27 protein-coding genes and 1 pseudogene are annotated in these 24,207 nt (G+C 66.2%); 16 read left to right on the top strand and 12 right to left on the bottom strand.

From position 1 onward, the window contains the following. Nucleotides 1–29 precede the first annotated feature (29 nt). Nucleotides 30–944 (bottom strand): ABC transporter ATP-binding protein, encoded by a 915-nt coding sequence (locus FCF25_RS11275; RefSeq protein WP_117592053.1) that lies wholly within the window; start codon nt 942–944, stop codon nt 30–32. A gap of 176 nt (nt 945–1,120) precedes the next feature. Further along, nucleotides 1,121–3,826, bottom strand: a complete 2,706-nt coding sequence (locus tag FCF25_RS11270; RefSeq protein WP_117592055.1) for a DNA-directed DNA polymerase — start codon at nt 3,824–3,826, stop codon at nt 1,121–1,123. 142 nt (nt 3,827–3,968) lie between these two features. On the opposite strand from FCF25_RS11270, the gene FCF25_RS11265 reads away from it, so the two are divergent. The 3 genes from FCF25_RS11265 (at nt 3,969) to FCF25_RS11255 (ending at nt 5,318) form a co-directional block, all read left to right on the top strand. Then, nucleotides 3,969–4,157 (top strand): hypothetical protein, encoded by a 189-nt coding sequence (locus tag FCF25_RS11265; protein ID WP_117592057.1) that lies wholly within the window; start codon nt 3,969–3,971, stop codon nt 4,155–4,157. A 45-nt stretch (nt 4,158–4,202) separates the two neighbouring features. After that, nucleotides 4,203–4,808, top strand: coding sequence for a hypothetical protein (locus tag FCF25_RS11260; protein WP_137048790.1), 606 nt, complete (start codon nt 4,203–4,205; stop codon nt 4,806–4,808). A gap of 84 nt (nt 4,809–4,892) precedes the next feature. Then, the gene (locus FCF25_RS11255) at nt 4,893–5,318 is read left to right on the top strand and encodes a hypothetical protein (RefSeq protein WP_137048789.1); all 426 of its coding nucleotides are present in this window, start codon (nt 4,893–4,895) and stop codon (nt 5,316–5,318) included. 15 nt (nt 5,319–5,333) lie between these two features. On the opposite strand, the gene rad50 is transcribed toward FCF25_RS11255, so the two are convergent. From rad50 to FCF25_RS11235, 4 genes are all read right to left on the bottom strand, one after another. Beyond that, entirely contained in the window at nt 5,334–8,027 is a 2,694-nt protein-coding gene (gene rad50, locus FCF25_RS11250; protein ID WP_137048788.1) for a DNA double-strand break repair ATPase Rad50, read from the bottom strand. Continuing rightward, nucleotides 8,024–9,523 (bottom strand): DNA double-strand break repair protein Mre11, encoded by a 1,500-nt coding sequence (mre11, locus tag FCF25_RS11245; RefSeq protein WP_137048787.1) that lies wholly within the window; start codon nt 9,521–9,523, stop codon nt 8,024–8,026. The genes rad50 and mre11 overlap by 4 nt, the downstream gene beginning before the upstream one ends. Next, entirely contained in the window at nt 9,520–9,945 is a 426-nt protein-coding gene (locus tag FCF25_RS11240; protein ID WP_137048786.1) for a hypothetical protein, read from the bottom strand. Before FCF25_RS11240 ends, mre11 begins: the two co-directional genes overlap by 4 nt. Before the next feature lie 178 nt (nt 9,946–10,123). Further along, nucleotides 10,124–10,381, bottom strand: coding sequence for a helix-turn-helix domain-containing protein (locus FCF25_RS11235; RefSeq protein WP_117592067.1), 258 nt, complete (start codon nt 10,379–10,381; stop codon nt 10,124–10,126). Between the two features lie 128 nt (nt 10,382–10,509). Between FCF25_RS11235 and FCF25_RS11230 the strand changes: the two genes are divergently transcribed. Then, nucleotides 10,510–11,730: a proteasome-activating nucleotidase gene (locus FCF25_RS11230; protein WP_117592069.1), complete on the top strand. Its 1,221-nt coding sequence runs from the start codon at nt 10,510–10,512 to the stop codon at nt 11,728–11,730. A gap of 212 nt (nt 11,731–11,942) precedes the next feature. Here the strand turns inward: FCF25_RS11230 and FCF25_RS15660 are convergent, their stop codons facing one another. Further along, nucleotides 11,943–12,089 carry a hypothetical protein gene (locus tag FCF25_RS15660; protein ID WP_168191241.1) on the bottom strand — a complete coding sequence of 49 codons (147 nt, stop codon included), beginning with the start codon at nt 12,087–12,089 and terminating at the stop codon, nt 11,943–11,945. Between the two features lie 140 nt (nt 12,090–12,229). Between FCF25_RS15660 and nth the strand changes: the two genes are divergently transcribed. Both nth and FCF25_RS11220 read left to right on the top strand, forming a co-directional pair. Further along, entirely contained in the window at nt 12,230–12,913 is a 684-nt protein-coding gene (nth, locus tag FCF25_RS11225; RefSeq protein ID WP_117592070.1) for an endonuclease III, read from the top strand. Between the two features lie 129 nt (nt 12,914–13,042). Next, a complete protein-coding gene (locus FCF25_RS11220) occupies nt 13,043–13,279 on the top strand; it encodes a hypothetical protein (RefSeq protein ID WP_117592072.1) in 237 nt (78 codons plus the stop codon). Between the two features lie 48 nt (nt 13,280–13,327). Here the strand turns inward: FCF25_RS11220 and FCF25_RS11215 are convergent, their stop codons facing one another. After that, nucleotides 13,328–13,804 carry a hypothetical protein gene (locus FCF25_RS11215; protein WP_117592074.1) on the bottom strand — a complete coding sequence of 159 codons (477 nt, stop codon included), beginning with the start codon at nt 13,802–13,804 and terminating at the stop codon, nt 13,328–13,330. 152 nt (nt 13,805–13,956) lie between these two features. On the opposite strand from FCF25_RS11215, the gene FCF25_RS11210 reads away from it, so the two are divergent. The 7 genes from FCF25_RS11210 (at nt 13,957) to FCF25_RS11180 (ending at nt 18,242) form a co-directional block, all read left to right on the top strand. Beyond that, entirely contained in the window at nt 13,957–14,829 is an 873-nt protein-coding gene (locus FCF25_RS11210; protein WP_137048785.1) for a hypothetical protein, read from the top strand. Nucleotides 14,830–14,902: 73 nt separating this feature from the next. After that, nucleotides 14,903–15,520 carry a halocyanin domain-containing protein gene (locus FCF25_RS11205; protein ID WP_117592078.1) on the top strand — a complete coding sequence of 206 codons (618 nt, stop codon included), beginning with the start codon at nt 14,903–14,905 and terminating at the stop codon, nt 15,518–15,520. Then, nucleotides 15,521–15,907 carry a hypothetical protein gene (locus FCF25_RS11200; RefSeq protein WP_117592079.1) on the top strand — a complete coding sequence of 129 codons (387 nt, stop codon included), beginning with the start codon at nt 15,521–15,523 and terminating at the stop codon, nt 15,905–15,907. A gap of 3 nt (nt 15,908–15,910) precedes the next feature. Further along, complete coding sequence (locus FCF25_RS11195; RefSeq protein WP_117592081.1) at nt 15,911–16,705, top strand: cytochrome bc complex cytochrome b subunit; 795 nt, start codon at nt 15,911–15,913, stop codon at nt 16,703–16,705. 13 nt (nt 16,706–16,718) lie between these two features. Beyond that, the gene (locus FCF25_RS11190; protein WP_117592082.1) at nt 16,719–17,480 is read left to right on the top strand and encodes a cytochrome bc complex cytochrome b subunit; all 762 of its coding nucleotides are present in this window, start codon (nt 16,719–16,721) and stop codon (nt 17,478–17,480) included. A gap of 23 nt (nt 17,481–17,503) precedes the next feature. Next, on the top strand, nt 17,504–17,974 hold the full coding sequence (locus FCF25_RS15985; protein ID WP_343192888.1) for a hypothetical protein: 471 nt from the start codon (nt 17,504–17,506) through the stop codon (nt 17,972–17,974). Continuing rightward, on the top strand, nt 17,967–18,242 hold the full coding sequence (locus FCF25_RS11180; RefSeq protein ID WP_117592084.1) for a hypothetical protein: 276 nt from the start codon (nt 17,967–17,969) through the stop codon (nt 18,240–18,242). The genes FCF25_RS15985 and FCF25_RS11180 overlap by 8 nt, the downstream gene beginning before the upstream one ends. Nucleotides 18,243–18,638: 396 nt before the next feature. On the opposite strand, the gene FCF25_RS11175 is transcribed toward FCF25_RS11180, so the two are convergent. The 3 genes and pseudogenes from FCF25_RS11175 to FCF25_RS11165 form a co-directional block, all read right to left on the bottom strand. Next, a complete protein-coding gene (locus FCF25_RS11175; RefSeq protein ID WP_137048784.1) occupies nt 18,639–19,076 on the bottom strand; it encodes a hypothetical protein in 438 nt (145 codons plus the stop codon). A 213-nt stretch (nt 19,077–19,289) separates the two neighbouring features. Beyond that, nucleotides 19,290–20,003 (bottom strand): NAD(+)/NADH kinase, encoded by a 714-nt coding sequence (locus FCF25_RS11170; protein ID WP_137048783.1) that lies wholly within the window; start codon nt 20,001–20,003, stop codon nt 19,290–19,292. Nucleotides 20,004–20,190: 187 nt separating this feature from the next. Beyond that, nucleotides 20,191–21,257: pseudogene (locus FCF25_RS11165) on the bottom strand (M28 family peptidase). A 189-nt stretch (nt 21,258–21,446) separates the two neighbouring features. Here FCF25_RS11165 and FCF25_RS11160 point away from each other — a divergent pair. Next, on the top strand, nt 21,447–22,613 hold the full coding sequence (locus tag FCF25_RS11160) for a thiolase domain-containing protein (protein ID WP_137048782.1): 1,167 nt from the start codon (nt 21,447–21,449) through the stop codon (nt 22,611–22,613). Then, complete coding sequence (locus FCF25_RS11155) at nt 22,613–22,987, top strand: Zn-ribbon domain-containing OB-fold protein (protein WP_117592092.1); 375 nt, start codon at nt 22,613–22,615, stop codon at nt 22,985–22,987. The genes FCF25_RS11160 and FCF25_RS11155 overlap by 1 nt, the downstream gene beginning before the upstream one ends. Before the next feature lie 75 nt (nt 22,988–23,062). On the opposite strand, the gene FCF25_RS11150 is transcribed toward FCF25_RS11155, so the two are convergent. Next, nucleotides 23,063–24,007, bottom strand: a complete 945-nt coding sequence (locus FCF25_RS11150; protein WP_198665647.1) for a polymer-forming cytoskeletal protein — start codon at nt 24,005–24,007, stop codon at nt 23,063–23,065. Between the two features lie 18 nt (nt 24,008–24,025). Between FCF25_RS11150 and FCF25_RS15810 the strand changes: the two genes are divergently transcribed. Then, nucleotides 24,026–24,178 carry a hypothetical protein gene (locus tag FCF25_RS15810; RefSeq protein ID WP_198665648.1) on the top strand — a complete coding sequence of 51 codons (153 nt, stop codon included), beginning with the start codon at nt 24,026–24,028 and terminating at the stop codon, nt 24,176–24,178. Nucleotides 24,179–24,207: the final 29 nt, after the last annotated feature.

Raw genomic sequence — 24,207 nt, 5'->3', positions numbered from 1 at the left:
GTTAGGTTGGTGTAGCTGGTGCAGCCTTATCAGGCTGTCTCGTAGGTCTGCTCGCGGACCCAGTCGTAGCCTTTGTCCTCGAGTTTGACGGCGAGTTCGGGGCCGCCCTCCATGACGACCTCGCCGTCGAGCATGATGTGGACGACGTCGGGTTCGACGTAGTCGAGGATGCGCTGGTAGTGCGTGATCTGCAGGATACCCGTCCCCTGCTCGTCGCGGAGCGCGTTGATGCCCTCGGAGACGTCCTGCAGGCGGTCGATGTCGAGACCGGAGTCGATCTCGTCGAGCACGGCGAGCGAGGGTTCGAGAATCGCCGCCTGAAGCACCTCGTTCTGCTTCTTCTCGCCGCCGGAGAAGCCCGCGTTGAGATAGCGCTGGGCGAACTTCTCGTCCATGTCGAGCAGCTCCATCTTCTCCTTCAGGAGCTGTTGGAACTCGGCAACACCGACTTCGCCCTCGTCCGCGGGGCCCTCCATCGGGGAGGTGTCGTAGCCCGACTCCTCTTCTTCCTCGGCGTCGTCGCCGTCGTCCTCCTCGAACAGCTCTTCGCGCTCTTCGAGTTTGGCGTTCAGCGCCTGGCGGAGGAAGTTCGTCATCGTGACGCCTTCGATCTCGGCGGGGTACTGGAAACCGAGGAAGATACCGAGCGCCGCGCGCTCGTTCGGTTCCAGTTCGAGCAGATTCCACGTGCGCTTGTCCTCGGGAATCTCGAACTCGTCGCCGAACTCGTTCTCGTCGAGGTGGAGCAGAATCTCACCGTCTGTGACCTCGTAGGCGGGGTGCCCGGCGATGATCTTCGCCGTGGTCGACTTCCCGGAGCCGTTCGGGCCCATCAGGGCGTGAATTTCGCCCGACTTGACTTCCAGGTCGACGCCTCGGAGAATCTTCTCTCCGTCCTCGACTGCGACCTCCGCATGGAGGTTCTTGATTTCGAGTGTTGCCATAGTGTGTTCCTCGTGTTCGACGGTGGGGGCTTGCGCCCATTAATGCTTACGCATTTACCCCCTACGGTTTCCGCTGCGAGGAAATTTGTTTTCGGTATCGAAAACACAGGGTCGACAGAACCCGTCGACTGCGGGGCGTTTGGTCGCCGCTCGACGAACGAAGGAGGAACTCGTTCTCAGCCGAACTGGCCGAGTCCGGTCTGCTGTTGGCCGCTTTTGACCTCGTCCCACGAGAGGCCGAGCGCCTCGATGATTCGGGCGATGGGCCCTTCGAGCGTCTTTTCGAGCATCTTGTCCCAGTCCACCTCGAACTCCTCGGGGACCTGGTCGGCGTACTCGAAGCAGATAACGTCGGGGTTTCGTTTGAACTCGCCGTACAGCGGGTCCGTCCGCGCGTCGAAGCCGCGCTCCTCCTCCATCCGGCGGAAGAACGCCGGATGAACCTTCTTCAGGTAGAGGCGCTTGGGCTTCGACCCGCGCTGGAAGTTCGTCCCCAACAGGAGGTTCGCGTACTTCGCACCCCGTACTTGGGCCGTGTCGGTGTCGTAACTCTCCAGCCGCTTGCCGATGCCGCTCGGGATGCCGATCTCCTCGAGGTTCGCGTCCTCGTCCTGGAAGTCCCGAATCACGTCGCGGACGTACTCTTTGATGTCGTCGGTGTCGCTCCCGGTGACGATCATCTCGATGACCTGCTTCTGCACCCGCTTCGTGATCGGCGCGATGTCGGAGCGCTTGTACTCGAAGCCGGTGATGTCGATGTCGTCGACGTCCTTGCCCTCCTTCCAGACGATGTGTCCGGCGTAGCGTTTCTTGCGACCCGCCTGGAAGAACCGGCGGTAGAGCTTCTCGAACTCGATCTGGAACCGGTGTTCGTCGGCGTCGAGTTCCTCGCGCGCGAAGTCGTCGTACCGCTCGTTGATATGTTCCTCTATCTCGAACGACTGCTCGATGGCTTCGTCCTTCGACACGTCGGGACCGAGGCTTATCATCACGCTGTCGGTGTCGCCGTAGGCGACCTCGTAGTCGATCTCGTTCGCGGCGGTCTGCGTGAAGTCGATGACCTCCCGACCCGTCGCGGTGATGGCCGCGGCGTTCTCCTTGTCGTAGAGGCGGAACCGGTCCCACCCCGAGACGCCGTAGAGGGAGTTCATGATGACCTTCACCGCCGCCTGCTGGCGGTCGTACTGCTCGTACGCCGGAGAGCCGGGTTTGTAGTCGTTCCGGAGCGCCTTCTTCTCCTCGCGCTCGGTCAGCAGGTCGTCGATCATCTCGCGCATCATCCCGTCGGGTTCGCGGCGGAAGCGCGTCCCGTTCGGTGCGCGGTACGTTTCGCCCTCGTAGTCGGGGCCGACTTTCGTCTCCGGCGAGGCGTTGATGGTCACCATGCACATCGGGTACAGCGACTTCAGGTCGAGCACCGTGACGTTCTCCTTGACGCCCGTGATGGGGTCGAACACCGCGCCGCCCTCGAAGTCCTCGGACTCCTGTTGGCCCTTGGTCGGCAGGACGAACTCGCCGTGGGCTTTGTGCAGCACGTAGACGTCCACCGCGTCGCCCGCCGTCGGGGCGTCTTCGAGCAGACAGCCGACGAACGTCCGCACCTCGTCCCAGAAGGGGATGACCTCCTGCTTGCGGTCGATTTCGACGCAAAGCTCCACGTCGCGGACGTTGTACTCCAGGAGCCGAGTGGGGTCCTGCTCCCAGAGGTCGCCGATGCTGCCCGCGTAGCGTTCCTTGCCCACGTCGAGTTCGAGTTCGCCGACGGCGTCGAGGCGATAGGACTCCAGTTCGCTGAACTGCGTCTTCTTGTACGCGTACAGCAGGTCGAACACCACGCGGCCCTTGACGTTCGGTCCGCCCCACCCGCTGCGCCACACTTCGTTCACCCGCGAGAGGCGGTCGATACGGAGGTCGTAGTCGGTGAACGCGTCGAGTTTCTCCAGTCGGTCGAGGAAGTACGGCGCGTCGAAATCCTCGAAGTTCCAGCCGGTGAGCACGTCGGGGTCGGTCTCTTCGACGTATGTGACGAACGCGTCGAGCATCGCCTCCTCCTCGTCGAAGATACGCACGTCGACGTCGGTGTCGTCGCGGTACGGGGCGTACTCGTCCAGCGCGCTCGGACTCTCACCGTCGCCGTCGGGAGCCTCGTACAGCCACGCGACGTACTCGTCGCGGTAGCTGTCGTGGCTCGTCAGGCAGATGATGGGCTCCTCGCCCTCTTCGGGGAAGCCGTTTCTGTCGTCGACTTCGATGTCGAACGTGTTCACGCGGAGGTCGGCGTCCACGTCGGCGGCGACGACCTCGTCGTGCGCGACCTGGACGACGTTGTCGTCGAGGCGGCGGTCCGGGACGCGGATTCCGCCGTTGATGTCCTTGTCGATGAGAAAGCGGTTCGGGAAGAGGATGTCCGCCTCGAAGTGGTCGAACTCGTCGCGCATCTGCCCCACGTCGCGGGGGGTGCGGCCGACGATCTTCGTCAGTTCCTCGCCGCGGATGCTCTCGTAGCCGGCTTCGGTTCGGAGGATGGTGTCGCGGGCGAGCAGTTCGTCGGTGAGCGTCTCCGTCGGCGCGTAGAAGTACGGTTCGAAGCCGAGCACGCGGACGTGCATCGGGTCGTTGTCGGGCGTTCGCCCGAACACGTGGACGACCGGATACTCGTCGCGGCCCTGTCCCTCGACGGTGTAGTTCACCTGCGACACCATCAGTTCCAGCGTCCCCTCGGCGTCGGGGTATCTGAGTTCGTGTCGGTCGACGATCTCGTTCACCCGCTGGCTCACGTCGCCCGCGACGGCGGCCGCCTCGGTCGTCGGTCGGTCGCCGTCGTCGCCCGCGTCGCCGTCTCCACCCCCACTACCGTAGTCGGAGAGCCCAGCCTGAGTCATGGCAACCGCTTGGTCACACCCGGGTAAAAAGCTCGGCTTTTCGCCCGGTACCCGCGAATTTCGGGCGCGCCGGGACGGCGTCTGCAAATCCGGTCAGGACGGAAAGACCTATACCGTGCCATGTTATACCATGGACGTAGCAATGTCCGACCGGATAGAAGACGAGTGGTGGGACAGCGCAGATACTACGCAGCAGTCGCTGCAGGCGCCCGACGGCGTCGAGAACGTCGAGACGTATCGGGACGACGACGCCGTCGTCTTCTACGACGCGCAGAACCCCCTCGCGTGGATGCAGACGACGCGAGCCGTCACGTTGCGGGAGCAGGCGTAGCCCGAACACCGAACGCTTATTCTCGACGCCCGCTTCGGCTGTTCTGTGCCTTTCGACCTCCGGTCCGACGATTCCGAGGGCGACGAGCCCGACCCCGAGGACCGCTGGGGCGACCCCGAAGCGGAACTGAACCGGTGGGACGACCCGGAGGAGAAGTGGAACCGGTGGGGCGACCCCGAACGCGACCTTCCGAACGTCCCCGAAGCGCCGAAACCGTCGACACCCGAGGGCGAGGTGGACTCCGAACTCGCCACGGCGTTCTGGGTGAGCGTCGTCCTCGTGAACGTCGGCGTCGGCGCGCTCTCGCTCGGCGCGATGTTTCTCTACTTCCGCGGGCAGTGGCGACTCGGCGGGGGGCTCTTCGTCGTCGGCCTGTTCCTGCTCCTCCGAACCTACCAGCGGTACAGACAGTTCCGCGAGGGACGGACGACGGACGACGGGGTTCCTCCGATGGAGACGGCAGGGACCGAGACAGACGACGAGGGCGACGGAATCGGCGGGAACGACGGACGCGACGGAAGCGAGACAGACGACGAGGGCGACGGAAGCGATGGAAGCGAGACAGACGGCGGGAACAACAAAAGCGGCAGAACGGCGAAAGCGACGGGAGCGCAGAGCTCCTCTGAAAGCCCCGAGAACACCGACTCGTAGGCCGCACGTCCGCCGACTCGTCGAGTATCGGACCACCGTGCCGCGGTCGGAATCGCTAACCCGCTCGACGCCGACTATCGACGCATGCAGACCGTCCGCGACGAAGACGGACGACGGTATCTTCTGTTGAAACGGTCGAGCGAATCGAGTCGGGTCCGCGACCCCGAGACCGGCGAGGAGCGGCACCTCTCCAACGACGCGTTCGAGGTCGTCGACGGCGAACCGCCGCTGGTCGCCGCCGCGTCGGGCGTCCCCGAGTCGGTCCGTCGCGTGCTCTCGGCCACCCACAACGACCGCTCGCTCGGGCTGCTCGTCGAACTCGCCGACCGCGGGCCCCTGTCGGTGCTCGAACTGCTGGACTCCTACGACCTCTGCGAGAGCGACCTCCTCGGGCTGCTCACCGAGTTCCGAGCGGCGGGCCTCGTCGACGAGGCCGACAGCTACGGCGAACGCGGCTACGACGCGACAGAACTGGCCCGCGAGGGCGTCGCACGTATTCGAGACGACTGAGTCGCCGAGTCGCGCTCAGTCGTCGGCGACCGACTCGACGGCCGAGAGCCCGGCCGCCTCCTCGTGACGAACCGTCGACCGGTTGCTCGTCGGGTTCTTCTCGACCGTCACGAGGTCGTCCGCCGCGCCGACGAGTTCGTCGTCGTGGCTCACGATGATTATCTGGCGGACGCCGAAGCCGCGCATCTCCTGGACCAGATCGACGAGGCGGCCGACGTGGCCCGAGTCGAGGAAGACGGTCGGTTCGTCGAGGATGAGCGGCGGCGTCGGAGCCGCGCCCTCGATTCCCTCCGCCAGCAGACGGTAGATGGCGCAGCGAAGCGAGAGGTTGAACAGCGCGCGTTCGCCGCCGGATAGCTGCTCGGGGTCGAGCGCCTGCCCGTCCTTTTGGTACACTGTCAACGCGTACTCGCCGTCGAGACGGATGCGCGCGTAGGCGTCGTTGGCGTAGACGAGGTCGAACGTCTCGTTGAGCATCCGTTCGAGCGTCTCCACGTTCCGCTGGCGGAGTTCCGCGCGCAGGTCGCCGTACATCGCCTCCAGCTCCTCGGTCTCCTCGTGGAGCGATTCGAGCGCGTCGACGCGTTCTTCGACGTGGTCGCGCTTCTCCTGCAGTTCTTCGAGGCGCTCGATATCGGTCTTCGCGCCGCCGATGTCGTTGTCGAGCTTCGTTCGTTTTTCGGCGAGCGACTCCAGTTCGGGTTCGACCTGCTTGAGGTACTGTTCGGCGTTCGACCGCTGCTCTTTGGCCTGTCGAATCTGGGACTCGTCGACGTCTTCGCGGAGTTCGCGGCGGCGGCGCTGTTTTTCGGCCAGTCGCTCCCGCCGTTCGTCGTTGAGTTCGTCGAGGTCCGAACGCCGTTCCGAGAGACGGTCGAGTTTCGATTCGGCATCCGAAATCTCGTCGCGGAGCGACTGGATTCGTTCGAGGCGTTCCTCGCTCGATTTTACCCCCTCCCGTTCTTCTTCGAGTTCCGCGATTCGGTCGCGGGTCTCCTCTGCACGCGACGCCGTCTGTTCGGCGGCCTCGCGGAGTTCCTCGGCTTTCCCCTCGTGCTCTTCCGCCGCGGTTCGGGCCGCCTCGGCCTGCTCGGCTTTCTCGGCGAGCGTGCGCTCGCGCTGGTCGACGAGGGTGGTGACGCTGTCGCGGCGTTCGCGCAGCCGTTCGAGTTCGTTCTCGGCGTCGACGAGTTCTGCTGCGGTGTCGATATCGTCGTCGAGCGACGCGACCTCCGCTTCGAGCTCCTCGCGTTCGTCGTCGAGGTCGTCGACGCGGGCGCGGTCCTCGTCGAGGGTGTCGACGTGCGGCGACTCGTCGACGGGCTGTCCGCACTCGGGGCACTTCCCCTCGTCCAGCAGCCGCCGAGCCTCTTCGACGCGCTGACGGGTCGACCGGAGTTTCGTCCGGACCGTCTCGAGTTCGTCGCGCAGCGACGACTTCTGTTCGCGGAGGTCGGCGAGGTGTTCCGAGGCGTCGCCGCGGTCGACGGGGGCATCCTCGAACGTCGCGTCGAGGTCGTCTATCCGCGCGTCGAGGTCGTCGAGCGCCTCCCGACGGTCGTCGAGTTCGGCTTCGGCCGTCTCGCGTTCGGCTTCCAGTTCGTCGGCCCGCGTTCGCTTCTGTTCGGCGCGCGATTCGAGGTCCGTCGCTTTCTCCCCGAGGTTCGAAGACTGGTTCTCGAACCCCTGCGCCTTCTCGCGCAGCTCCTGTATCGACTCGGTGAGTTCCTCGTGACGCGTCGACAGTTCGGTCAGTCGTGCGGAGACGGCGTCGCCGTCGTCGGCATCTAACTCGCTCCCGGCGACCGCGTCGGCGACGGCCGACTCCAGTTCGTCGATTCGCTCTCGAACCTCTCGGGCGTTCTCGCGGAGCGTCTCCCGTTTCTCCTCCGTCTCGGCGATGGCCGACTTCAGCGACTCGATGTCGTCGTCGAGGTCGCCGAGTTCGGTCCGTTTCTCCTCGTAGTCGTCGAGCGTCTCGATTGCCTCGTCTCGACTCTTCTCGGCCCTCTCGCGCTGTGTCTCGTACCGCTCGATAGCCGCCTTGACTTCGCTCAGCTCCGTCCGTAGCGCGCTCAACCGCTCGTAGGGGTTCGCCGCCTCCTTCGCTTCGACCTGGGAGTCGAGTTCGTCGAGTCGGCCCCGCTTGTTTTCGAGCACGTCCTCGACGCCGAGTCGGGCGTTCCGCGCCCGTTCGCGGTACTCCTCCAGTTTGCCCAACTGGAGCAGGTCGTCGATCATGTCCTGTCGCTCTCCCGGCGTCGCGTTGATGAGTTTGTTCACCTCGCCCTGGCGGACGTACGCGCAGTTGACGAACGCGTCCGCGTCCATCCGGAGCAGGTCGACGACGAACTTTCGGACGTCGCGTGCGCCGTCGACGCTGCCGTCGGGGACCGCCGACCCTTCGAGCACGCACTTCGCCGTCGTCGCCCGCTCACCCGAGAGCCGAATCCGTCGCTCGATGCGGTACTTCTCGCCCGCGTGGGTGAACCAGAGCTCTATCTCGGACTCCTCCTCGCCGTTCGTCACCACGTCTTCGAGCGTGCCGTCGAGCGCCTTCGCCCCGTAGAGCGCGAAGAAACACGCCTCCAGGAGCGACGACTTCCCGCTGCCGTTGAGGCCGTGGATGACGGTGACGCCCTCGCCGAGTTCGAGGTCGGTGTCGGCGTACGGCTTGAAGTTCTTCAGCCGGATGCGGTCGAATCTCACGAGTAGTCCTCCATAGAGAGTTGGCCGTCGGTCGACGTCTCCTCCGCGGCCGCCGTTTCAGCCGCCTCCGCGGTGTCGGCGATCTCTTCGGTTTCCGCCGATTCGTCGTTCTCGGTCGACTCGGCGGACTCGGTCGATTCGTCGCTCCCGGTCGATTCGTCGGACTCGGAGGCGGACGCGGAGGAGGGTTCGACCGCGTCGGCGCTCACTCTCTCACCGTTCGTCGTCGGCTGCGACGCGTCGACACCGACGTCGGTTCTACCGGCAGCCCCGCCGATATCCGGGTTCGACTCGGGGACTCGCTCCGCCTCACTCGCGTCGGTCTGTTCCGCTTCGCTCTCGGCCTGTTCTGCTTCGCTCTCCCCGTCTTCGCGCGCCTCCGCGCGCGAGAAGTTGTCGAGTCCGTCGTCGACGAGCGTCGCGACGCGTTGTTTCACCTCCTCGCGGACGTTCGAGTCAGCCGTTTTGCTGGCGCGCACCGTCTCGTCGACGTCGATTGCGGCGGCCGAGAGACCGAGGTCGGCGATGCGCTCTCGCACCGCGTCGTCGGGGTCGGCGAAGCTCACAGAGAGGTCGGATTCGACCTCGACCTCCCGGCGGTCGGTGACGCGGGCGACCAGCGCGCCGCGCTCGGCGGCGAACTCCTCGACGCTCGCGGGTGTGACCGGCTCGCCGTCGCCGGTCACCTCGACGACGACGACGGCGTCTTCGAGGTCGTGTTGGCGGACCTGCTCGCGGACCCGCGCCTCACCCTCGCCTTCGTTCAGTTCCACGGAGACGAAGACGAACGAGCGCGTGTCGAGCGCCCGTTGGCGGATGTCCACCCCGCCGTCGTCGTCGAACTCGACGATGTTGTAGCCGCGACCCTCGCGTTCGCTCGTGCTCGCGCGCTCGGTCGACCCGCAGTAGGTGACGGGCGTCTCCCGCACCTCGGCGGTGCCGGCCTCGTGGTTGTCGCCGAGCAGTACGACGTCGAAGTCGACGTTGGAGCCGTCGAGCACCGCTTCGGTCTCCCAGTCGGCGTGAGCGAAGGGGGTAAAGAGACCGTGACTGACGAGCGCCGAGTGGGCGGCGTCGTGCGGTTCGAACTGGTAGTCGAGGTCGTCGCGGCGCGACTTCGGGACGTGGTCGAGGCCGTAGAACGCCGTGTCGCCGACGATACGCGGTTCGGCTCCGAGACGCGTCGCGAGGCCGAGTCGCTCGAAGAGGTCGAGCCACTGCCCGCCTCGGGTCGACTCGTGGTTACCGACGACCGCCAGAAACGGGACGCCGGCGTCTTGGAGGGTCCGAAGCGCCGAGAGCGTTCCGAGGAGGTCCCGCAGTTCGGGGCGGCGGTCGTGAAACAGGTCGCCGGCGTGGACGACCGCGTCCACGTCGTCGTCGACGGCGTCCGCGAGCACCTGCTCGAACGCCGCCAAAAAGTCCCGTCGTCGCGCCGGCGAGTGGTACTGCTGATACCCGATGTGGGTGTCGCCGGTGTGTATCACCCGTGTCATCTGTCCGCCCGTTGGCTGTCCCCTCCTAAATGCGTACCGACGCGTGACGTTTCGGCGTCCCCGCTCCGCTCGGCGCAGAGTTCTCCGTCCTGTCTGAACTGCGAGACGGTCTCGGAGTTCGAGTCGACGCCGGCCGCGCGACGGTAGCGTTCGACGAGAGCCAGCACTCGTTCTCCCTCGCGGCGAACTGCCAGGTCACCCGCGCGCGACGAGACACCGACGGCATCGCGCAGCCGTTCGACGCCCCCGTCGGCGAAAAACGTCGCCGCGGACTCGACGTCGTCCGACGCTTCGACGGCCTCCCGTATCGTCTCGCGCGCTTCGGCTACCGCTTCGCCGGCGCGAGGCAGACGGCCGTCGTCGCGTCGCTCCCCGGTCGCAAGCGTCCGAAGCGCACGCCTGACCTCGTTCGGTGTTGCCACGCGGCGCAACTGGTTCCGTCCTCGGTGAAAAAGATTCGCGGAGAGCGACGGAGCGGAGAGACGAAGAGCAGGCGATGGTCTCGGCCGCGGCTTCGAACGACGGCGTCGTCGGTGTCGTTCAGACCGTCATCGCGTCGTTCAGGTCGGCGGCGTGTACTTCAGACCGTCGTCGCCGGGTTTAGACCGTCAGCGTGTACAGCCGTTTCCGCGCGTCCGAGAACGAAAAGCGCGAGTCGACGACGTCCTGTTCCTCGAGTCTCGTCAGCGCGTACCGAACCGTCCGCGGCGGCAACAGCGTCTCCTCGGCGAGTTGGCTCTGCGTCATCGTCTCGTTGTAGTCGAGAACTTTCGCGACGAGTTTCGCGCTCGGGGGGAGGTCACGAATCGACTCCCACCGGTCGGTCGAATCGGTGGCGGTTACCTCGGTGCAACTCATGGATAGCTACTGCTCTGGCATACAGCCAGATAATATTTGCTATGTTTAGATATTACTGTCAGAAATCTGCGGCGGCGAGTCGCCCCGCGACCCGAAGCCTCTTATGAACTTGTGACCTAATCCGTCCGATGACCGATACTGTGGACGACGTCGACTTACCCTACGACGAGGAGGCGGCGTCACAGCAGGAGAAAATCGAGGCGTTGGAAGAACGCCTCGAGGTCCTCGAAGCGCAAAACGAGGAGATGCGTGACAAGCTCCTCGACGCGAACGCCGAGAACAACAAGTACCAGCAGAAGTTGGAGCGACTGACCCACGAGAACAAGAAGCTCAAGCAGTCGCCGCTGTTCGTCGCCACCGTCCAGGAGATAAACGAGGACGGCGTCGTGATCAAACAGCACGGCAACAACCAAGAGGCCCTCACCGAAGTGACCGACGAGATGCGGGACGACCTGGAACCCGACGCCCGCGTCGCCGTCAACAACTCTCTCTCCATAGTCAAGAAACTCGAAAAGGAGACCGACGTGCGCGCACGCGTAATGCAGGTCGAACACAGCCCCGACGTCACCTACGAGGACATCGGCGGCCTCGAAGAGCAGATGAACGAGGTGCGCGAGACGGTCGAGATGCCGCTCGACCGCCCGGAGATGTTCACCGACGTCGGTATCGACCCGCCGTCCGGCGTGCTCCTCTACGGGCCGCCGGGCACCGGTAAGACGATGCTCGCCAAAGCCGTCGCCAACCAGACCGACGCCACCTTCATCAAGATGGCCGGCTCCGAGTTGGTCCACAAGTTCATCGGCGAGGGCGCGAAACTCGTCCGCGACCTCTTCGAGGTCGCGCGCGAGAACGAACCCGCCGTCCTCTTCATCGACGAGATAGACGCCATCGCCTCCAAGCGAACCGACTCGAAGACCTCCGGCGACGCCGAGGTCCAGCGGACGATGATGCAGCTGCTCAGCGAGATGGACGGCTTCGCCGACCGCGGCGAGATTCGCATCATCGCGGCGACGAACCGCTTCGACATGCTCGACCCCGCCATCCTCCGACCGGGGCGGTTCGACCGCCTCATCGAGGTGCCGAAACCGAACGACGACGGCCGTGAGATCATCTTCCAGATCCACACGCGCAACATGAACGTCTCCGACGACGTGGACTTCGCGGAGCTCGCCGAGATGGCCGACGACGCCTCCGGTGCCGACATCAAAGCCGTCTGCACCGAGGCGGGGATGTTCGCCATCCGCGACGACCGCACCGAGATATACATGCAGGACTTCGTCGACGCGTGGGAGAAGATTCAGGCCGAAGACGCCGACGTCGACGCCGACGTGTCGCGCGCGTTCGCCTGAGCCGACCCCTCCTTCCGACGTTCTCGTCGGCTTCGACCGACGACGCTCTCTTTCGACCCTCTCCGTCGCAGAGCGACCCGGCTATCGATGAGTCGAGCGAGTCGAAGAACGGACACGGACCGGTCGCAGGAGAGACCGCAACCGCCGGGCGGACCGCAACCGCCGGGTGGACGGCTCACCGACGAGCGGTTCGGGCAGCAGCTACGGCGACGTCACGGCGAGATGAACGTGCCGAACGCGGCGAGCGGGACGAGAAACAGGAGGACGAACATCACCAGGAGAATCGCGCCGTAGCCCGCGCCGACGCCCGCGACGGTCAGCCACGCCGGGTGGTCGAACTGGTCGAGATCGAGGCTCATACCCCCACTCCGGACGGCGGCGACATAAACGTGGTCGTCGGAATTACGGCGAGTCGGGGAGGCGACCGTCGGACCCCGCTCGGCGACGAGCGCCGACGCCGAACCACAGTACTCAATTTCGCCCGCCCGCAGGGGTGGATATGGGAGAGCCACTGCCGTCGCGCGAGGAGCAGGCGTTGGAAGTCCTCGACCGCCTGTACGACGAGTACCCCGACACCACGATTTCGCTGAACTTCTCGAACCGCCTCGAACTGCTCATCGCCGTGATGCTGTCGGCGCAGTGCACCGACGAGCGCGTCAACAAGGTGACCGCCGACCTCTTCGAGACGTACCGCACGCCCGAGGAGTACGCGAACGCGCCGCAGGAGGAGATGGCCGAGGCCATCTCGTCTATCACCTACTACAACAACAAGGCGAAGTACATCCGCTCGGCGGCCGCCGACATCGTCGAGAAACACGGCGGCGAGGTGCCCGACACGATGGACGAACTCACGGAGTTGGCGGGCGTCGGTCGGAAAACGGCGAACGTCGTGCTCCAGCACGGCCACGACGTCGTCGAGGGTATCGTCGTCGACACGCACGTCCAGCGCATCAGCCGCCGACTCGGCCTCACCGAGGAGGAGTATCCCGAGCGAATCGAGGAGGACCTGATGCCCGTCGTCCCCGAGGAGGACTGGCAGCAGTACACCCACCTGCTCATCAGCCACGGCCGAGCGGTCTGTACGGCCCGCAACCCGACGTGTTCGGACTGCGTGCTCGAAGACGTCTGCCCCTCCTCGAAACTCGACCACGAGGTCGACCTCGCCAGCGGCGACGCGTGGTGACACCGCGACCCCGCAACCAAGACCCCGCAACCAAGACCCCGCAACCGAGACTGAGCGTACTGTTTGCGTGACGTATCAACGCTCGTGACGTCCAACACCACTATTTGACTGTCGGGCGTACGCGGAGACATGGCCAAAGACGAACACGGCATCGACCTCGAGGAGGACACCGAACTCGACGTTCAGAGCGACGACGAGGACGAGGAAGAGGCCGAAGCGGAGGCCGAACAACGGGAGGCGCAGGAGGCCGCCGAGGAAGCCGACCGAGAGCAGGACGTCGAACAGCAGTCCACCGACCGCGAGACCGACGCCCAAGAGCAGGAGAACGTCGACAACCACCGCGACGAAGAGCCGTTCAACAGCTAACTCGGTCGTCCGGTTCCGGGTCGGCGGTCGGCCCCGCCGTGATTTCTCTCAGAAGTACATCGTCACGTAACGTGCGATACCGACCAGATACGCCGCGATCCAGAACAGCACGTACCCGAGGACGCCGAGGCGGAGTCGGCCGCGCCACGCGCCCATGTTCTCGTGGAGGTCGTTCAGGTCGAGCTCCTGGTCGGGGTTCCGGTACAGGTCGGCGTTGCGCTTGGCCTGAAAGATACGAGCGATGCCCGTGAGCGCGAAGATCAACATCGCGTACGCCTGTAGACCGAGGATGGCGTGTAGCGCGGACAGACCGCCGAGTTGGTCGAGCAGCCGCGGAACCATCCAGACGACGACCGGAATCGTGTTCAGCGCGAGGCCGGCGAAGATGAACTTCAGGTGGTAGACGAGCACGTCCCACGTCACAGTCTCGGTGTCGATCATGATCCACGCGCCGTAGAGGTAGAACGGGAAACTCGCGGTCACCATCGACGCGGCGAGCGTCGCGATGGCGGTATCGCTTACCATCGTCTCGACTAAGTCGGGTGTCGTCCTAAATGACCCGACTTCCGCCCGCGACGGCTGGCGGGGGTGGAGACGGCGACGCGGGCGACGACGGCGAGCGACGGGCGTCGGTCGGTGTCGGAAAGCTAAAACCGTTGTATCGACTACTGTGAGTGATGTCCGACCCGTCATCCGCGTCGGCGGACGGTCCCGACGACGAGCCGAGCGACCGGCGGCCCGAGGCCGGGACCGACGCCGACGAGTTGGACGCGCTTCGCCGCGAAGTCGAGTCCAAGTACGACTTCGACAACTTCGGTCCCAGAGAGATGGCGGAGATGTCGCTCGAAGAGTGGGAGGTCGCCTTCGACAGCGACTCGTGGATAACGGGCCGGGAACTGCTCGACAGAGTCGAGAAGGAGCTTCGCTCGCGCGTCGCCAGCCGCGAGGTGTTCGCCGTCGTCGAGCGCGTCCGCGAAGACGGCGAAGACCGGGTCGTCGCCTACTCCGACGAAGGGTTCGCCGTCGTCTACGACGACGGCAGCGTCGAGGGCCGCGGCACGGTGCTCAGAGACGTGAAACCGACGGTCGCGCTCTGCTCGATGGACGATTACGAAGTCGAGGAGCCGCCGCTCGACGCCTCGCTGCCGAACCCCGAGGACGTGTCCGAGGGGACGGGCCAACTCGGCAACAACATGCTGCAGGTCGTCGCGGGCGTCCAGATTATCGCCGCGCTCGGCCTGCTCGTCCTCTGGTCGCCGCTGACCTCGCTCATCCCGTTCTCGTCCGCCGGTCAGTTGAACTTCGCCCCGCCGGTAGTGGCGTTCTTCTTCCTGCTCGTCGGGCTGTTCCTGTTCATGACCGTCGCCAACGCGCGGCTCTCGGACCGGTTCCGCGCCGAGGAGTACCGAAACCGACTGCGGGCGCTCGACCCCGAGCAGGTCGAACGCCCGGAGTTCCTCCCGGGTAGCGGCGAGTCGGAGTCGACTCCCTCGGAAGTCGGCGGCGGGAGGCGGAACGAACGTCCCGATAACTCCACCGGAAACGAGTAGAGATACCGCCGCGTATCGCGGTACGACGGCCAGTCGGAGGCTTTAAGCGCGTCCCTTCCTGACTCCCACGTGTATGAAAAGGCGGGACTTTCTGAGAGCGGCCGGTGGCTCGGCTGCCGCCGCAGCCGCCGCATCCGGCACCGCCGCCGCGCAGGAAGAAGGCGGACAACAACCCGATTTCGGGAGTTGGCTCTCCGGCGTCGACGGTGGCTATCAGGACATGCGGGGACAGAGCGAGGTGACCGTGCAGGTCGGTGCAGACGGCAACGGCGGGGCGTACGCCTTCCAACCCGCCGGCATCTGGGTCGACTCGGGTACGACGGTTATCTGGGAGTGGACCGGCGAAGGCGGCGGCCACAACGTCGCCAATACGGGCGGTCCCGGCGACTACACCTCCGAGACGACCGAAGAGGCGGGCTTCACGTTCGAGTACACCTTCGAGGAGAGCGGCATCAGCGAGTACCAGTGTGAACCGCACGCCGGCCTCGGGATGAAAGGCGCCGTCGCCGTCGGCGAGGACGTTCCGACGACCTCCGCGGGCGGCGGCGAAAAGGAACTTCACGAACTCGGCGTGCCGGTGCAGGCGCACTGGGTCGGCTCGGCGACCCTCCTCGGCATCGTCGTCACTATCATCTACTCGTTCTACATCCTGAAGTACGGCGAGTCCGCGAACACCGGGAGGGGTCGATAGATGTCCTCCTCCGGCAGTACCTACGGCGACATCCACCGGTACGAACCGGCGCGCGAGAGCACCGCCGCGGCCATCGCCATCGTCCTCCTGACGATATTCGAGGTGTTGTTCGTGTTCCTGTTCACGTACGGGCTCGTCTCCGGTTGGGGACTGACCGACACCGGGAACATGTTCCTCGGCGGCGTTCTCACGGTCATCTTCGTCGATTTGGCGTTCATCCTCGCGCTGTACCGCAAGGAGTTCTTGCCCGACGTGATGATCGTAAAGAAGCGCCGTCGCAAGTGGGAGGACCTCTACGTCCGCGAAGAACAGGCAGACGGCGAAACCATCGGGACCGACGCGTGGGACACGCTCAAACGCGCGGTCTACCCCTACTACAAGAGGTAACGAATGAGCTTAGAACGAAAAGACGACTACGACCACGACGCGTGGCTGAAGGAGAAAGACCTCTCGCCCGTCGAGACGACGTTCCTCACCGCGCTCATCTGGATGGACAAGCGACTCCGCATCGTCGACTATCTGGAGATTCTGGAGACGCTCTACTACCGGGTCAACCTCCAGATGCCGAAGAGTCACACCGAACAGTACAACCTCGACAACAAGTTCTGGTACTGGTACCCGCTGTACACGCTGGGACTGTTCTCGACGCTCGCGTACATCGTCGCCGCGGTGAGCGGGGCCTTACTGGGCTTCTACTACTCTCCCGCGACCAGCGGCGACCCGACGACGGCGTACACCCAGATCGAGTTCATCATGACCGAACTCCAGTTCGGGTTCTTCCTCCGCAGCCTCCACCGCTGGTCCGCGCAGGTGATGGTCGCGGCGGTGTTCCTCCACATGCTCCGGGTGTACTTCACCGGCGCGTACAAGGAACCGCGCGAACTCAACTGGATACTCGGTATCATCCTGATCAGCCTGACCATGGGGTTCGGCTACACCGGCTACCTGCTGCCGTGGGACCAGCTCGCCTTCTGGGCGGGCCAGATCGGCGTCGAGATGGCGCTGTCGGTCCCGCTCATCGGCGAGTGGGCGGCCCAGTTGGTGTTCGGCGGGTTCACGCTGAGTCAGGCGACGCTGCAACGCATGTACATCATCCACGTGTTCCTGCTCCCGTTCATCGTGACGACGCTCATCGCCATCCACATCGGCATCGTCTGGGTGCAGGGCATCGCGGAACCGCACTAATCGAGGTAACACAATGACAAACAACGACAACACGACCGCGGAAACCGACGGCGGTACGGGCATCGTCGCCCCCGACGACGAGACGCCGACGTGGAGCGAGCGCAAGGCTCGCAAGACCGGCCTCTCTCGGCTCACGTACGAGTATTTCGAGCGCTCGCGCCGCGAAGACCAAGACCTCCGAACGGAGTCCGACTACGTCGAACGCGACGTGCTCGGCTTCCCGACCTGGCCGCACGAGACGGTGCGCAACCTCTCTATCGCCAGTTTCTTCGTCGGGATGATTTTCTTCCTCTCGGCGACGCTGCCGCCGCACATCGGCTCGCCCGCGAACCCGAGTTCGACGCCCGCCATCATCCTACCCGACTGGTATCTGTACTGGTCGTTCGGCCTGCTGAAACTCAGTCCGGTCAACCCCGAACTGTCCATCCTCGGCGGGCAGAAACTGATGGCCGACCGGACGTACGGTGTGCTGGCGAACGTCGTCGTCGTCGGCTTCATCGCGATGGTGCCGTTCCTCAACAAGGGGAGCGCCCGGCGTCCCGTCGAACAGCCGTTCTGGGCGGCCGTCGGCGTCGGCGGCGTCGTCTTCGCGTTCACCATCAGCGTCCTCGCGGTGCAGAACCTGATGCCGATGAACATCGACCTGCTGTTCGACCTCACGTTCCTCCTGCCCATCGTCGCGGGTATCGTCACCTACGCGGTGCTCAAGACGATGCGCGAGGGGTACATGTACGACCTCAACCGCCGGTACTACCGGCTTCGACCGCCGCGGTAGCGGCGTACCGCCGTCTTTCCTCTATGAGTTCAGATACGAACAGTGATACCTCCGACGGGCGCACGACCTCCGACAGCGACGCGACCACCGGCAGCGACGCGGCCGACGACCCCGACGCGAACGATGGCCAAGAGACGACCGGAGGCGGGCCGCGCAGGTCCGACTCGGGCCGACGCGACGTCGTCGTCCCGATGCGACTGTACAAGACGATAACCGTGTTCTCGACGCTCATCGCCGTCGTCTCCGTCGTGATCGGCTTCGTTCTCATCGACGCGGCGACCATCCAGTTCAGTTTCCTTCGACGGGCCATCACCGGCGCGCTGGCGGCGGTCGGTCTCGGCGTCGCGCCGGGGGTTCTCAGCGCAGTGCTCGCGCTCGTCGGTATCACGATCATCGGCCTCGGCGCGGGCGTCTACGTTCTCGGGACCCGATTCCGCGCCCGCGGAATGGGAAACTCTCAAGAGGACTCCGACGAACTCTCGGATAATGGCTGACGAGTTCATCAAGGGGTTGACTATCGCCACCGCCGCCGGACTCGGTTGGATGGTGCTGGCGGGCTGGTACCGCACGAGCAGTTTCGAGAGCGCCGCGCAGTTAGTCGAACCCGTGACGGTCGAGGGACCCGACCTGTTCAACGGCATCGCCATCGCGCTGATGGACGTGCTGCTCTGGTTCGCGATTCTCGGCGCGCTCACGTTCTGGGTGCTCATCCCGGTCGGCCGCGAACTCCGCGCGTCCTACAGCGAGCGCCGCTCGCAGTAATCGCCTCGGCCGACTCTCTCGGGCATCCGTTTCTGTCTTCTCTGCGACCGCCGCGAGCCGTCGGTCTCTCGGTCGCGCGTCTGTCGCTCACTCGTCTGTCGCTCACTCGTCTGTCGCTCACTCGTCTGTCGCTCACTCGTCTGTCGCTCACCCGCCGGGTCCGCCGCACCCGTTCACACGACGTTTTACCTCCAGCAGTCGGCAGAGAAGAAGCGCCGGTCGGTTCGTACTGACACCCGCTTCGGTCGTGAGCGTTCGCTGTCTCGTCAGCGAGTACGGGCGAGCGCTGAGCGAGCGCTGCCCCGGGACGCTCTCGGTTCCCGAGTGTCGACGACCGAGACGCCACCGTCGCCGCGTCGAGGACCGTGAGAGCCCTCGCAGGCTACAGCGGCCGCCTCAGATGATCTGCGTCCAGACGTCGGCGATGAGGAAGAAGAGACTCTGGAACGCCGCGTACAGCAGCACCAGCACGGACGCCGCGAGGCCGCCCTTCGGCCGCTCGACGTTCATCCCGTTCCGCGCTTCGACCTGACGAGCCTCGAACTCGAAGAAGTCGGTGACGAACATCCCGAGCACGAGGACGGACATGACCATCCCGCCGTGCGGGGCGACGACGAGGTACAGGAGCGACGCGACGACGAGCGCACCGCTCGTGAGCGTGTGCGGCGTGTATCGGGTGATCTCCTCGTCCTCGCGGGCTTGGCGGGCGTGCGCGCGGTGGCCGAGGAAGCGCGTCGCCATGTTTGCCAGCACGAACACCAGGATAACGGCCGGCAGCGCCGGGGCGATAGCCTCGAGGACGTCGAGGGGCACGATGAACTGCAGCGGTTGCATACCCGAACATCGGAAGGTGACTCATTAGAGTTTTTCCAATCCCGCGCGCTATCTCGCCGGACCGGTACATCGACCGACCGGCGCGACTGGCAATCGACCAATCGGCACGACTGGCAATCGACCAATCGGCGCGCCCGGCAATCGACCAATCGGCGCGCCCGGTGCAACGATCAGACCGGGCGTGTCGGCTGACTCGCTCCGACGCCGACGAGTTCACTCCGGCGTCGGCGGCCGAAGCAGCGTCGCTTCGGCGCTGGGTTCGATTCGGACGGGCACGTGGGGGTCGACGGTCGTCGCCCGGTCGCCGTCGACGACGAGCGAGACGGCACCCTCGTCGCGTTCGACCGATAGCGAGACGGCGCCGTCGACGACCCACGAGTCCCAGCGCGTCGAAAACGGCGAGACGGGCACGACGCCGAGGCCGGTGCCGGGGGTGAGTACCGGACCGCCCGCCGCCCGCGCGTATCCGGAACTGCCGAGCGGCGTCGCGACGACGACACCGTCGGCCCGAAACGCGTCGAGCGGGTCGTCGCCGCTCCGGACGGCGTACTCGGAGATGCGCGCCGGTTCGTTCGTGACGAGCATCGCGTCGAAGACGGCGTCGGCCACGCGCTCGTCGCCGACGGTGACCGACAGCAGCGGGTGGTCGACGGTCCGGCGGTCGGTTTCGGCGAGCGCGGCGAACGCGTCGTCGAGTGCCGACGGCGACACCGAGTGTCGTCCGCCGACGCCGACGGGGAGAATCGGACCGTTCGGTCGCTCGCGGACGGCGTCGACGAGGGCGCGTTCGCCGACGGCGACGACGAACGAGGCCTCCTCCGGGTCGGAGAACGCGAACTCGGCGGCGCGGAGCGCGCGCTCGACTCGGCCGTCGTCGTCGCCGCGAAGCGAAACCGCCGTCGCCGTGTCGTCGCGCGCGCCACTCATTGTCCAATCGTTACTCGCCGGCCGCTAAAAGTCTGCGCGGTTCGGCGACGGAGAGACGTGGCCGTCCCCCGCTGGACCTCCGCTCGCCTTGGGGGCGCGAGTTCTCTGCTCGCCCCGGAGGCGCGAGTGTTCTGCTCGCCCCGGAGGCGCGAGTGTTCTGCTCGCCCCGGAAGTGCGAGTGCTCTGCTCAGTACGGCCAGTCGCCGGTTATCTTCATCCCGGGGGCGTGGTCCTCGGCTTCGAGGCGCTCGGCTATCTCCTCGGGCGCTTTGTGCTCGACGACGGTGTCGGCGTCGGCGAGGTCGACGACCAGCTCGGCGAGCAGCACCGCCTGCTCGCGGAACGTCCGCACTTCGAGTTTGTCGAGCGTGTCGGCGTAGGTGTGTCCCCACCCGCGGCCGCGGCCCTGCGTCTCGCTGCCGACCATGTAGCCGGGGACGCCCCACTGGACGAACGGCCAGTGGTCCGAGTGCGGTAGCTGCTCGGGGACGACGCTCACGGGGTGACCGAAGCGCTCGCCGACGCCTTCGGCGGCGGCCTCCAGTTCGTCGAAGTCGTGGGTGTGGAACCGCAGCGTCCGCCCGTTGGCGACGCCGTCGAAGTTCACGACGGCCTCGATGGACTCGAAGTCGGCCCGCTCGGCCTCGTGTGCGGAGCCGACGAGTCCGACCTCCTCCGCCCCGAAGGGGACGAACCGGACGCGAGTGTCGAGTTCGTCCTCCCGGTCGGCGAGGATGCGCGCGAGTTCGACGACCATCGCCGTCCCCGTCCCGTTGTCGGCGGGAGACAGCCCTCGACGTGGTTTCTGAACACGAACGCGGCCGCGCCGGCCTCGACGGCGTAGTAGTACTTCTCGCGGCGGTGGATGAACCGGTCGTAGTGGTCCGGCACCGTCGACGAGACCACGACGACTTTCCCGTCGAGGTCGGCGTCGAAATCCTCGGGGAGGCCGTAGCCGAGGTCGACGAGTTCGCCGCTCGCGGCGTCTGCCGGGCTTCGCGGCAGCGCGATGCAGTCCTGCGTCGTGTCGCCCGCCTCGACGGCGCTGTCGCCGCGTACCCAGCCTTGGATGTCGAACTCGTCGATACGGGCGTCGCGCGCGCCGACGTCGCTCAGCGCGTCCCGGGTTCGCTCCATCGCCGCTCGTTCGCCCGGACTGCCCGCCATCCGGTCGCCGATGTCGACGAGCGTTTCGAGGTGGTTCCACCCGGTGTCGCTCGTGAACGTCTCGCCGATCCAGTCGGTGTCTTCCATGGTCTCGGCTGACGCGGTGTCGCGGTAACCGTTGCGGTCCCCGTGGTCGCTCTCCGGTTCGTCGCCGTCGCCGTTTTCGCCGTTTTCCCCCGGTTTCTGTCGGCTCGGTGTTCACTACTTTCGTACGCAAAACCGAACGCAGACGCCGGATTCGGCAGGTCTTTACCGGAACATCATCTACGTTCGTGCATGACTTCCGTACGAGTCGCCGGTGTCGGTCTCACGCAGTTCGGCCGCCACCCCGACCGAACCGGTCGGGACCTGTTCGCGGAGGCCGCATTCGCCGCCCGAGCGGACGCGGGCGTTCCCCGTCAGGACATCGAAGCCCTCCACTACGGAAACTTCATGGGGGCGCTCGCGGAGCACCAGGCCCACCAGGGACCGCTCGTCGCCGAGGCGGCGGGGCTCTCCTGTCCGGCGACCCGCTACGAGCAGGCGTGCGCCTCGGCGGGCGTCGCCGCCCGGCAGGCGATAAAAGACGTCCGAAACGGCGAGAGCGACGTCGTCCTCGTCGGCGGCATGGAGCGGATGACGAACCTCGAAACCGCGGAAGTGACCGAGTCGCTCGCTATCGCCGCGGACGAACTGTACGAGGTTCGCGCGGGCATCACCTTCCCCGGCGCGTACGCGCTGATGGCGCAGGCGTACTTCTCGAAGTTCGGCGGCGAACGCGAGGACCTCGCGCACATCGCCGCGAAGAACCACCGCAACGCCGTGAACAACGAGTTCGCCCAGTACCAGCGCGAGGTGTCGGTCGAGGAGGCGCTCGACAGCCCGCCGGTCGCCGAACCGCTGCACCTGTTCGACGCCTGCCCCATCACGGACGGGGCGAGCGCGCTCGTCCTCGTCAGCGACGAGTACGCCGAGGAACACGACGTCGACGCGCCCGTCGAAATCACCGGCACCGGACAGGGCGGCGACAAGATGGCGCTGCAGGACCGCGAACACCTCGCGCAGACCCCCGCCGCGACGAAAGCCGCCGAGGAGGCGTACGCCGACTCCGGTCGGCGCCCCGAGGATATCGAGGTCGCGGAGGTCCACGACTGCTTCACCATCGCCGAGGTGCTCGCGCTCGAATCGCTCGGCTTCTACGACCCCGGCGAGGCCATCGGCGCGGCCCGCCGCGGCGAGACCACCCGAGACGGCGACAGACCCGTCAACCTCTCCGGCGGGCTGAAGGCGAAAGGCCACCCGGTCGGCGCGACGGGCGGCAGCCAACTCGTCGAGATGACGCGACTGCTCCGCGGCGACCACCCCAACAGCGACGTCGTCGCCGACGCCGAGGTCGGTCTGACGCACAACGCGGGCGGCACCGTCGCCAGCGCCGTCGTCCACGTGCTGGAGGTGGTGAACTGATGGCCGACTCCGGCTACGACGAGTGGATAGCCGCCGTCGAAGCGGGCGAGGGGTACTACCTCGAGTGTCCGGAGGGTCACGGGTCGCTGCCGCCGCGGCGCACCTGTCCGCACTGCGGCGCGCTGGAGTTGGGAGAGGAACCGCTCCCCGAATCGGGGACCGTCGAGACGTACAGCGTCGTCCACGTCGCCGCGCCGTCGTTTCAGGGCGACACCCCGTACGCGACGGCCGTCGTCGACTTCGGTCCGGTGCGACTCACGGGCGTCGTCCGCGGCGTCGAGTTCGACGACCTGGAGGTCGGGACGGCCGTCGGCGTCACCGTCGAAGAACACGAGACGACCGGCGACCCCGTCGTCGTGTTCCGACGGCGGTAGGTCGCCAGCGGCCGGCCCGTCGACGCTGTCTCCCCGCGACTCGTTCTCTCGCGCCTACGACACAGTCTCTCGCGCCTACGACACAGCACCGACATCCGGTGTAGCGGTGCGTTCGGCCCGGCGACGCCGATACCCCGACGTGAACGCGAGCAGCAGCGCGCCGAGGCCGACGAGTCCGACCGCGAGATTCACCACCCACCCGAGGAACGGAATCTGGACGACGAGCGCGACGGCGACGATGCCGACGACGAGTGCCGCCCACTCGCCCTCCCTGTCGGTGTAGGCGAGAATCACGGCACCGACGGCGAACCGGCCGTACACGCCGCCGACCCAGACGAGCAGTCCGAACAGCACTGATCCGATCAGTGCAAGGGGGATGCCGACGAGCGTCACGACGAGCAGCAGCAACACGAGCGGCACGACGACGAGCGAGAGGACGCCGACACCGCCCGACAGACCGGGGCTCCGCGCGGCCTCCAGAACCACGCGCTGGGAGAACGACGGGAAGACGAACAGCAGAACCGCCCCCAACAGCAGGTTCATCAAGAGGCCGTAGACGACTGACGCCCAACCGGGCACGAGCGGCCCGTCGGTTCCCGCCGGTGCGGCGGTCACGAGGTCGTCGTCGCGCTCGACTGTCCCGCCGACGACGGCCCCGTCGGCGCGCTGGAGCGTCCCGTCGTACGTGAGGTCCCCTTCGATGACGGCCGACGGTCCGAGGCGAATTTCGTCCGCGCCGATTTCGGCGTCGCCCTCGACGGTTCCGTCGATACTGGCTGTCTGCGCTCCTGCGCTGAGGTCGCCGCCGACTGTCGCGCCCTCGGCGACGGTGAGGCTTCCGGTCCCCGCGGCGACGTCGCCGCCGACGGTCGAGCCCTCTTCGAGTGTGAGACTGCCCGAGGCACCGGCGACGTCGCCGTCGACGACCCCGGCGATACGAACGCTCCCCGCCGCGCCGGCGACGTTGCCGCCGACGCGACCCGTCTCGGCGACGTACACGTCACCGGCGAATGCGGACACGTCCCCGTTTACCGTCCCGTGTACGACGACCGACCCGCCGAACGCGTCGAGTTCGTCGACTGTCTCGTCCTCGGCGACGACGACCGTATCGCCCGAGCGGGTCACCGCCGTGGCGACGCCGGGCAGGACCCCCAGAACTACGGCGGCCACGAGGACCACTACTACCACTGACCGAGCGTCTCGTCTCATCGAGGAGAATA

This window comes from Haloprofundus sp. MHR1, from assembly GCF_005155585.1.
GTDB lineage: Archaea > Halobacteriota > Halobacteria > Halobacteriales > Haloferacaceae > Haloprofundus > Haloprofundus halophilus.
This window is presented reverse-complemented; position numbering and strand designations above follow the sequence as displayed.

What these genes read in the sequence shown, in the direction of transcription:
- FCF25_RS11230 (WP_117592069.1), top strand. Translation starts at nt 10,510, where the DNA reads ATGACCGATACTGTGGACGACGTCGACTTACCCTACGACGAGGAGGCG.
- FCF25_RS11220 (WP_117592072.1), top strand. Translation starts at nt 13,043, where the DNA reads ATGGCCAAAGACGAACACGGCATCGACCTCGAGGAGGACACCGAACTC.
- FCF25_RS11205 (WP_117592078.1), top strand. Translation starts at nt 14,903, where the DNA reads ATGAAAAGGCGGGACTTTCTGAGAGCGGCCGGTGGCTCGGCTGCCGCC.
- FCF25_RS15985 (WP_343192888.1), top strand. Translation starts at nt 17,504, where the DNA reads ATGAGTTCAGATACGAACAGTGATACCTCCGACGGGCGCACGACCTCC.
- nth (WP_117592070.1), top strand. Translation starts at nt 12,230, where the DNA reads ATGGGAGAGCCACTGCCGTCGCGCGAGGAGCAGGCGTTGGAAGTCCTC.
- FCF25_RS11175 (WP_137048784.1), bottom strand. Translation starts at nt 19,076, where the DNA reads ATGCAACCGCTGCAGTTCATCGTGCCCCTCGACGTCCTCGAGGCTATC.
- FCF25_RS11170 (WP_137048783.1), bottom strand. Translation starts at nt 20,003, where the DNA reads ATGAGTGGCGCGCGCGACGACACGGCGACGGCGGTTTCGCTTCGCGGC.
- FCF25_RS11200 (WP_117592079.1), top strand. Translation starts at nt 15,521, where the DNA reads ATGTCCTCCTCCGGCAGTACCTACGGCGACATCCACCGGTACGAACCG.
- FCF25_RS11180 (WP_117592084.1), top strand. Translation starts at nt 17,967, where the DNA reads ATGGCTGACGAGTTCATCAAGGGGTTGACTATCGCCACCGCCGCCGGA.
- FCF25_RS11265 (WP_117592057.1), top strand. Translation starts at nt 3,969, where the DNA reads ATGTCCGACCGGATAGAAGACGAGTGGTGGGACAGCGCAGATACTACG.
- FCF25_RS11235 (WP_117592067.1), bottom strand. Translation starts at nt 10,381, where the DNA reads ATGAGTTGCACCGAGGTAACCGCCACCGATTCGACCGACCGGTGGGAG.
- FCF25_RS11255 (WP_137048789.1), top strand. Translation starts at nt 4,893, where the DNA reads ATGCAGACCGTCCGCGACGAAGACGGACGACGGTATCTTCTGTTGAAA.
- FCF25_RS11155 (WP_117592092.1), top strand. Translation starts at nt 22,613, where the DNA reads ATGGCCGACTCCGGCTACGACGAGTGGATAGCCGCCGTCGAAGCGGGC.
- FCF25_RS11210 (WP_137048785.1), top strand. Translation starts at nt 13,957, where the DNA reads ATGTCCGACCCGTCATCCGCGTCGGCGGACGGTCCCGACGACGAGCCG.
- FCF25_RS11275 (WP_117592053.1), bottom strand. Translation starts at nt 944, where the DNA reads ATGGCAACACTCGAAATCAAGAACCTCCATGCGGAGGTCGCAGTCGAG.
- mre11 (WP_137048787.1), bottom strand. Translation starts at nt 9,523, where the DNA reads ATGACACGGGTGATACACACCGGCGACACCCACATCGGGTATCAGCAG.
- FCF25_RS11160 (WP_137048782.1), top strand. Translation starts at nt 21,447, where the DNA reads ATGACTTCCGTACGAGTCGCCGGTGTCGGTCTCACGCAGTTCGGCCGC.
- FCF25_RS11190 (WP_117592082.1), top strand. Translation starts at nt 16,719, where the DNA reads ATGACAAACAACGACAACACGACCGCGGAAACCGACGGCGGTACGGGC.
- FCF25_RS15660 (WP_168191241.1), bottom strand. Translation starts at nt 12,089, where the DNA reads ATGAGCCTCGATCTCGACCAGTTCGACCACCCGGCGTGGCTGACCGTC.
- FCF25_RS11195 (WP_117592081.1), top strand. Translation starts at nt 15,911, where the DNA reads ATGAGCTTAGAACGAAAAGACGACTACGACCACGACGCGTGGCTGAAG.
- FCF25_RS11270 (WP_117592055.1), bottom strand. Translation starts at nt 3,826, where the DNA reads ATGACTCAGGCTGGGCTCTCCGACTACGGTAGTGGGGGTGGAGACGGC.
- FCF25_RS11215 (WP_117592074.1), bottom strand. Translation starts at nt 13,804, where the DNA reads ATGGTAAGCGATACCGCCATCGCGACGCTCGCCGCGTCGATGGTGACC.